The organism is Patescibacteria group bacterium (assembly GCA_038063375.1).
Classification (GTDB): Bacteria; Patescibacteriota; Minisyncoccia; order Phycocordibacterales; family JANLHH01; genus JANLHH01.
The window spans coordinates 1-5805 of sequence record JBBTVG010000008.1 but is presented as its reverse complement, the minus strand read 5'-3'; the positions used below and the strand labels follow the sequence as shown (position 1 = coordinate 5805).

Sequence of the window (5805 nt, the reverse complement as noted above, 5' to 3'; positions counted from 1 at the left end):
GCTCCGCGGGTAGGACTCGAACCTACAACCAATCGATTAACAGTCGATTGCTCTACCATTGAGCTACCGCGGAATATAAAGGGCAGAAGAAAAGTACGCCCTTTGTTTCAACTGCGCTCGGACGCTGTGTAAAATTAGAATTTTCCACGCGCTCCTCGCTTGTTGAAATAACCTCGCTCTTCAAAAGAGCAGGGTTATCATAGCAAAAAACGTTGAAATTGCAAAGGGTTGACCCCGTAGTGAATTTTGGCATAGCACGAAGTGCGCGCTAAAAGCGCAATGCCAAAATCTACTACGGGGTTCATTTGACCAAGGCAGAAAAATCTATTACAATGCGTGCTACGTTATCACTTTTCAGCGTACCCGATAAACTCAATGAACAAAAATATATTCGCCAAGAAAACCAAGATAGTCGCTACGATCGGACCCGTGACCGAGAACGAGAAAACAATGACGGCCCTCGCAAAGGCAGGCATGGATGTGATACGACTTAATTTTTCTCACGGTGATTTTGTTGAGCATGGCAAGCGCGTTGAGGTTGCCAGAAAGGTGTCAGCGAAGCTTGATAAACCGATCGCCATCCTCCAAGATCTCGCGGGTCCGAAGATCCGCATTGGTGAATTCTATAAGGAGCGCGTCCATCTCAAGAAGGGAAGCATGTTTACGCTTACCACGAAAAAGATAGTGGGAGATGAAACGAAGGCGTTCGTGAACTACAAACAATTGCCCAAGGAGGTAAAAAAAGGAGACTTTATTTTACTGGACGACGGAAAGAAGAAACTACAGGTGTTGAGCGTTCACAATAGTGAGATCAAATGCAAAGTGATCGTGGGCGGAGAAACGAAAGGGAGGCGAGGCGTGAACGTGCCCGGGGTTCATTTGCGCATCAGCGCTATTACCGAAAAGGACAAGAAAGACCTTGAATTTGGCATCAAACACCAAGTTGATTTCATTGCGCTTTCTTTCGTGAGACAAGCGGACGATATTGTTACTTTGCGAAAAATATTGCGCACGCGGGGCGCTGACATCAGTATTATTGCCAAAATAGAGACCAGTGAAGCGATACAAAATATTGACAGCATTATTGAACAATCAGACGGCATTATGATCGCGCGTGGCGACTTGGCGATAGAGGTGCCCACTCAAGATGTGCCGATCCTGCAGAAAATGATCATTGATAAATGCAATCACGCGGGGAAACCGGTCATCACCGCGACGCAAATGCTTGAATCCATGATCAAATCTCCCGTGCCGACGCGCGCGGAGGTTTCCGATGTGGCGAATTCAATTCTCGACGGGACCGATGCGGTCATGCTTTCGGAAGAAACCACACTCGGGGACTATCCCGTCCAAGCGGTAACCGTGATGAGCGACGTTGCCATCCGCGTGGAAGGGATGCACCGAAAAAAGAAGATCAGCGGCGTAGGCAACATTGCGAAAGTGGTAGATGCGGTTTCCGGCTCCGTGGTGTATGTAGCAGACAAAACCGGCGCAAAAGTCATTGTCGCTCTTACCGAATCCGGATTTACCGCGCGAATGATCTCGCGATTCAAGCCCAGCCAACCGATTGTCGTCATGAGTCCGTACGAGCGAGCGTGCAGGAAGATGGCATTAAGTTACGGCTGTTATCCCGTCCTAATCAAGCCGTTCAAATATGTGGGACAAGTCACGGAACATGTGGGTAAATTTATGATAAAAAATAAATTAACGCACAAGGGCGACAAGGTGGTCATCGCGGCCGGTGTGCCATTTGGCAAGGTTGGCGGCACGAACATGCTCTTTGTGCACGAAGTCTAGTATGTACGTCAAAGTGAGAGTGTCTGCGTGCGCCAAAAAAGAGACGATCAAACAAACGTCCCCGGATCATTTTGAGATAAGCGTGAAAGAGGAGGCGAGGCAAAACATGGCGAACACGAGAGTGCGAGAATTGATCGCGGCGCATTTCGGTGCACCAGTGTCCAAGGTGCGCATCATTAGTGGACACCACAGTCCGGGAAAGATACTCCGCGTTGATGCGGTTGTTCAAAAATAAAAATTGAGTATAATAGGTTTATGGCAATACATATCAATAAGGTTAGAGCTACTAATTTGGAGTTGACCTCCGCTATCTCCGCGTACGTAGAAAAACGTGTTCGCGCGCTTGAGAAATTTATTGACCCAGAAGACACAAGCGCCATCATGGATGTAGAGGTGGGGAAGACCACAAAACATCACCATAGAGGCGACGTGTTTCGGGCGGAATTTAATTTCTCTGTTGCCGGCAAGAGCTTTCGGGCGGTTGCCGATAAGGAAGACCTCTACGCGGCTATTGATGAGGTCAAGGATGAGATGGCTCGCGAAGTGCGGTCGTCAAGGAGCAAAGAGAAAACGCTCTTCAAGAGAGGGAAGGCGGCGATCAAAGATTTATTAAAGGGACTTAAGGAATAATTTTAGTACCATGAAAACCAATCAGGTGGTTGTCGTTTTGGTTTTAATAGCAGTAGCGGTAGTTCTGTTTTTTATGAACGATGCAAATAATAAAGAGGGAAAGATAGCAGGAAACATTACGACGAATAATCTGGAGTATTCCGAGGCGATCCTCGTAACCAATCTCGGTGATATTGAGGTGGAGTTCTTTCCTGAAGAAGCGCCGCTCACCGTCGCAAATTTTGTCAAGCTCGCTGAAAGTGAATTTTACAACGGGACAAAGTTCCATCGCGTGATCAAGGATTTTATGATTCAGGGGGGCGATCCGCTTTCCAAAGACAACACAGCGCAAGGGAGCTGGGGGCAAGGCGGACCGGGATATAAATTTGATGACGAGATCGATACAACCTCCAATCTCTATAAGACCGGTTACAAGCGCGGTATCCTCGCAATGGCAAACTCCGGTTCCGATACCAACGGCAGTCAATTCTTCATCATGCATCAGGATTACCCGCTTCCACCCAAATACACTATTTTCGGCAAGGTGATTTCCGGGCAAGAAGTTGTTGATGCCATCGCAAAGGTGGAAACGACAGGCCCGCCCACCAACCGACCGCTTGAGCCCATCACGATAAACAAGGTGATTCTGAAGTAAAGGGGTTTAAACCTTACAGGTTCTGTACACCTTGTGGCTAGTTTTCTCGCCTGAGGCTCAAAACTATCACTCAAGGTCTTTCGGTGCTCATGAAATCGCACCTCAACCCCGGAGCAAGCTCTAGGGGATTTTTATTTTACGTACCAGAGAGGATTAAAGGTTTCTCTGAAAATCAGTATAATCCATTTCTTTTTTTCCTTCAGGCAGTACTCTCGTAATCACTAATTTTCCGTCCTCCAGGCGCGCGTCTTTGATTACGACTCGTATTTTCTTTCCTTTTCTTTCGGAGAAAAAGCAGGCACGCGGCCACTCGTCAAATGCCCGAATTTTTCTATAGTTTTTCTCCGGATCGTCCGCGAGATTGATGAGCCCGTCTTCTTTGATAATTTTGCCGCAATGGGACGCCTCTGCATGGTCTTGTTCGCGCGCTTTCAAGTTTCCCGTGACCCACTTCGGGATGAGATCCACAAGCATGCCACCTCCCAGTCTCGCAAGTCGCTCACCGAGTTCGCTTGCCTTTGGGATATCGCTGATGTCTAACGACTCTTGCGCCGCGATCGGCCCGTGATCCATCTGTTCATCCAAGAGCATAATACTCGTGCCCGTTTCTTTTTCTCCACTAAGGATTGCCGAAATGATGGGGGACGCCCCGCGAAATTTGGGAAGCAGAGAGGGGTGCACATTGAGAACACCGTGTTTGGGAATGCCGAGCATCTCTTTCGGGATTAGTTTTCCATACGCGGCGACAATGAAAAGGTCGTATATTTCCGTTTTAAGAGCGGAGATGAAATTGCTATCAAGTTTTTCGGGTTCCAGAATACAGAAGCCCCTCTTTGCCGCCCAAACTTTCACCGGCGAGGGGGTTAAGAGAAGTTTCCTGCCGGCCGGTTTGTCGGGCGCGGTTACCACCAAAGAGGGGAGTATTCCTCCTTTCTCCAGTTCTTCCAAGACCCACACGGCAAGGAGAGGGGTTCCGAAAAATACCATATTCAATGAGGATTTATTTGTATTAGGCATCATGTTTTTCCGGCGGGAGCTCTTCCACATGTCGCGCCTTATCAATGAAAAGAACGCCGTCCAGATGATCAATTTCATGCTGGAATACCTGGGAGAGCAATCGGCTTGCACCGCGCGTAAAGCGCTTCCCGCGTTCGTCGTACGCGCGCACTTCTGTTTTAGTGGCACGCTTCACGTCGCCATAGAGCCATCGCACGGAGAGACATCCTTCAGTCATCCAGACTTTTTGCTTTGAAGTTTTGGTAATGTGAGGATTGATAAAAACGAGATCCTTGTGCCGCTTTTTTTTAGATGGCGCGCTTTCTTCATCATCGTCTTTCAGTGCTTCTATATCAAATACTTTGCCGGATACGACAAAAATGCGCAACAAAACACCGATCTGCGGCGCGGCAATGGCAACACCGTCTTCATGAGGAACAAGCGCTTTTTTCATGTCGGCGATAACCTTTTGAATCTTGGGAGAGGAAATCTCTTTGACAGGGACCTCCTCTGCTTTTTTCCGCAAGACCAAGTCTTCTTTTTGGACGATATGTACCATAAATATCATTATGCCATATGGGGAATGACTTGACAAATCATGCATTACGTGTACAATACATTTAACTTAGTTCTTTGGAAAGGAGACATAAATGAATTACCATGAGCTTGCTAGCGAAGTAGCGAAACTTTTTGAGGCGGCGAAACTTTTGGGCAAAAAAGAAACCTTTCGTAATGCTGCCGGTCAGGTATTGCGCCGACATAACATTACGGAGAATTGGACTCTTCACATGTCGGAAATAGGGAAGCTTCTCGGTTCGCGAAAAAAAAGGAAGCAAAAATTTCCGCGGATGTCTCGAGAAGACATCCTTGCCGACATCTCAAAGCGGATGGTTTTGGAAGACGCGTCAGTGGTTGCGGGAGAGCGCCATGATAAGCTCGTTTTGGACTTGTAGGGGGTGGGTTGTGACCGATCATATCGAGAACGCGTTCGCGACCACTCTTCCCGGAAGAACCAGAAGCCTTGTATTTACCTCGGTGGAATGTAAAGGAAGCGATATTAAGCGATGGTACGCCATGGACATAGAAACAGGAAGAATGTTTGTATGGAAAATAGATGGCAAATATCCTCGCATCGCGGGCGTCCTCAACAGGGCAATGTGGGCTACTGCTTTACCCATCCTTACTTCCGCGCGAGAAAAAGCGCTTCTGCCACAGCAACCTTTTCCATTTATGTTTGATCGTGTTTGAGAAGGTACAAACGGGAACTCAATGAGTTCCCGTTCTTTTTATCACTACCGGGTTGACCGAGCACCACAGGAGTACTTCTTGTTCTCTAATTCGCTCCGCTTATAAGAGAACAATGTCGCATCACTTTTATTCTTTAAAAAAGTGGTGCTCGGTTGACATTTTTGGGAACTTTTGTACGCTTAGAGAAGATCAAAAGGAGGATGTGAACATGACCCCCAGTGTCGGCAATGTGCGAGAAGTATGCGGCATACTTGTTGTTGCGGTCTATTCCGGGCAAGCAATGAGAATTTTCAGATTAAACGAGCGATCCGGAAGTGTATCTTTGTCCGGCGAAAGCGGCCTTATTGCCGTGGGTAGAGCGGAACAACAGATGCGCGAGTCAGCTCTTCGCGCCTTCCACACATACCTTGCGGAAAAAACAACAGTACCATTGAAGTAGAACAGAAACCTTACAGGTTCAGTACACCTTTTGGATATGTTCGGAAACATCTCTCAAAAGG

9 protein-coding genes and 1 tRNA gene are annotated in these 5805 nt (G+C 47.6%); 7 read left to right on the top strand and 3 right to left on the bottom strand.

Annotated features, from left to right (window positions below; genetic code table 11):
• Position 1: 1 nt before the first annotated feature.
• Positions 2-73 (bottom strand) — tRNA-Asn (locus AAB523_01345).
• Positions 74-375: 302 nt separating this feature from the next.
• Between AAB523_01345 and pyk the strand changes: the two genes are divergently transcribed.
• The 4 genes from pyk to AAB523_01325 are packed head-to-tail and all read left to right on the top strand — an operon-like array spanning position 376 to position 3061.
• A complete protein-coding gene (gene pyk, locus AAB523_01340) occupies positions 376-1797 on the top strand; it encodes a pyruvate kinase (GenBank protein ID MEK7555915.1) in 1422 nt (473 codons plus the stop codon).
• 1 nt (position 1798) lies between these two features.
• A complete protein-coding gene (locus tag AAB523_01335; GenBank protein MEK7555914.1) occupies positions 1799-2032 on the top strand; it encodes a DUF167 domain-containing protein in 234 nt (77 codons plus the stop codon).
• A gap of 20 nt (positions 2033-2052) precedes the next feature.
• Entirely contained in the window at positions 2053-2427 is a 375-nt protein-coding gene (raiA, locus tag AAB523_01330; protein ID MEK7555913.1) for a ribosome-associated translation inhibitor RaiA, read from the top strand.
• A 10-nt stretch (positions 2428-2437) separates the two neighbouring features.
• Complete coding sequence (locus AAB523_01325; GenBank protein ID MEK7555912.1) at positions 2438-3061, top strand: peptidylprolyl isomerase; 624 nt, start codon at positions 2438-2440, stop codon at positions 3059-3061.
• Between the two features lie 153 nt (positions 3062-3214).
• Here AAB523_01325 and fmt read toward each other — a convergent pair whose 3' ends face one another.
• The gene (fmt, locus tag AAB523_01320; protein MEK7555911.1) at positions 3215-4048 is read right to left on the bottom strand and encodes a methionyl-tRNA formyltransferase; all 834 of its coding nucleotides are present in this window, start codon (positions 4046-4048) and stop codon (positions 3215-3217) included.
• 22 nt (positions 4049-4070) lie between these two features.
• On the bottom strand, positions 4071-4616 hold the full coding sequence (def, locus tag AAB523_01315) for a peptide deformylase (GenBank protein ID MEK7555910.1): 546 nt from the start codon (positions 4614-4616) through the stop codon (positions 4071-4073).
• 91 nt (positions 4617-4707) lie between these two features.
• Between def and AAB523_01310 the strand changes: the two genes are divergently transcribed.
• From AAB523_01310 to AAB523_01300, 3 genes are all read left to right on the top strand, one after another.
• Entirely contained in the window at positions 4708-5010 is a 303-nt protein-coding gene (locus AAB523_01310; protein ID MEK7555909.1) for a hypothetical protein, read from the top strand.
• 10 nt (positions 5011-5020) lie between these two features.
• Entirely contained in the window at positions 5021-5305 is a 285-nt protein-coding gene (locus AAB523_01305; GenBank protein ID MEK7555908.1) for a hypothetical protein, read from the top strand.
• A 112-nt stretch (positions 5306-5417) separates the two neighbouring features.
• Entirely contained in the window at positions 5418-5744 is a 327-nt protein-coding gene (locus tag AAB523_01300) for a hypothetical protein (GenBank protein ID MEK7555907.1), read from the top strand.
• Positions 5745-5805: the final 61 nt, after the last annotated feature.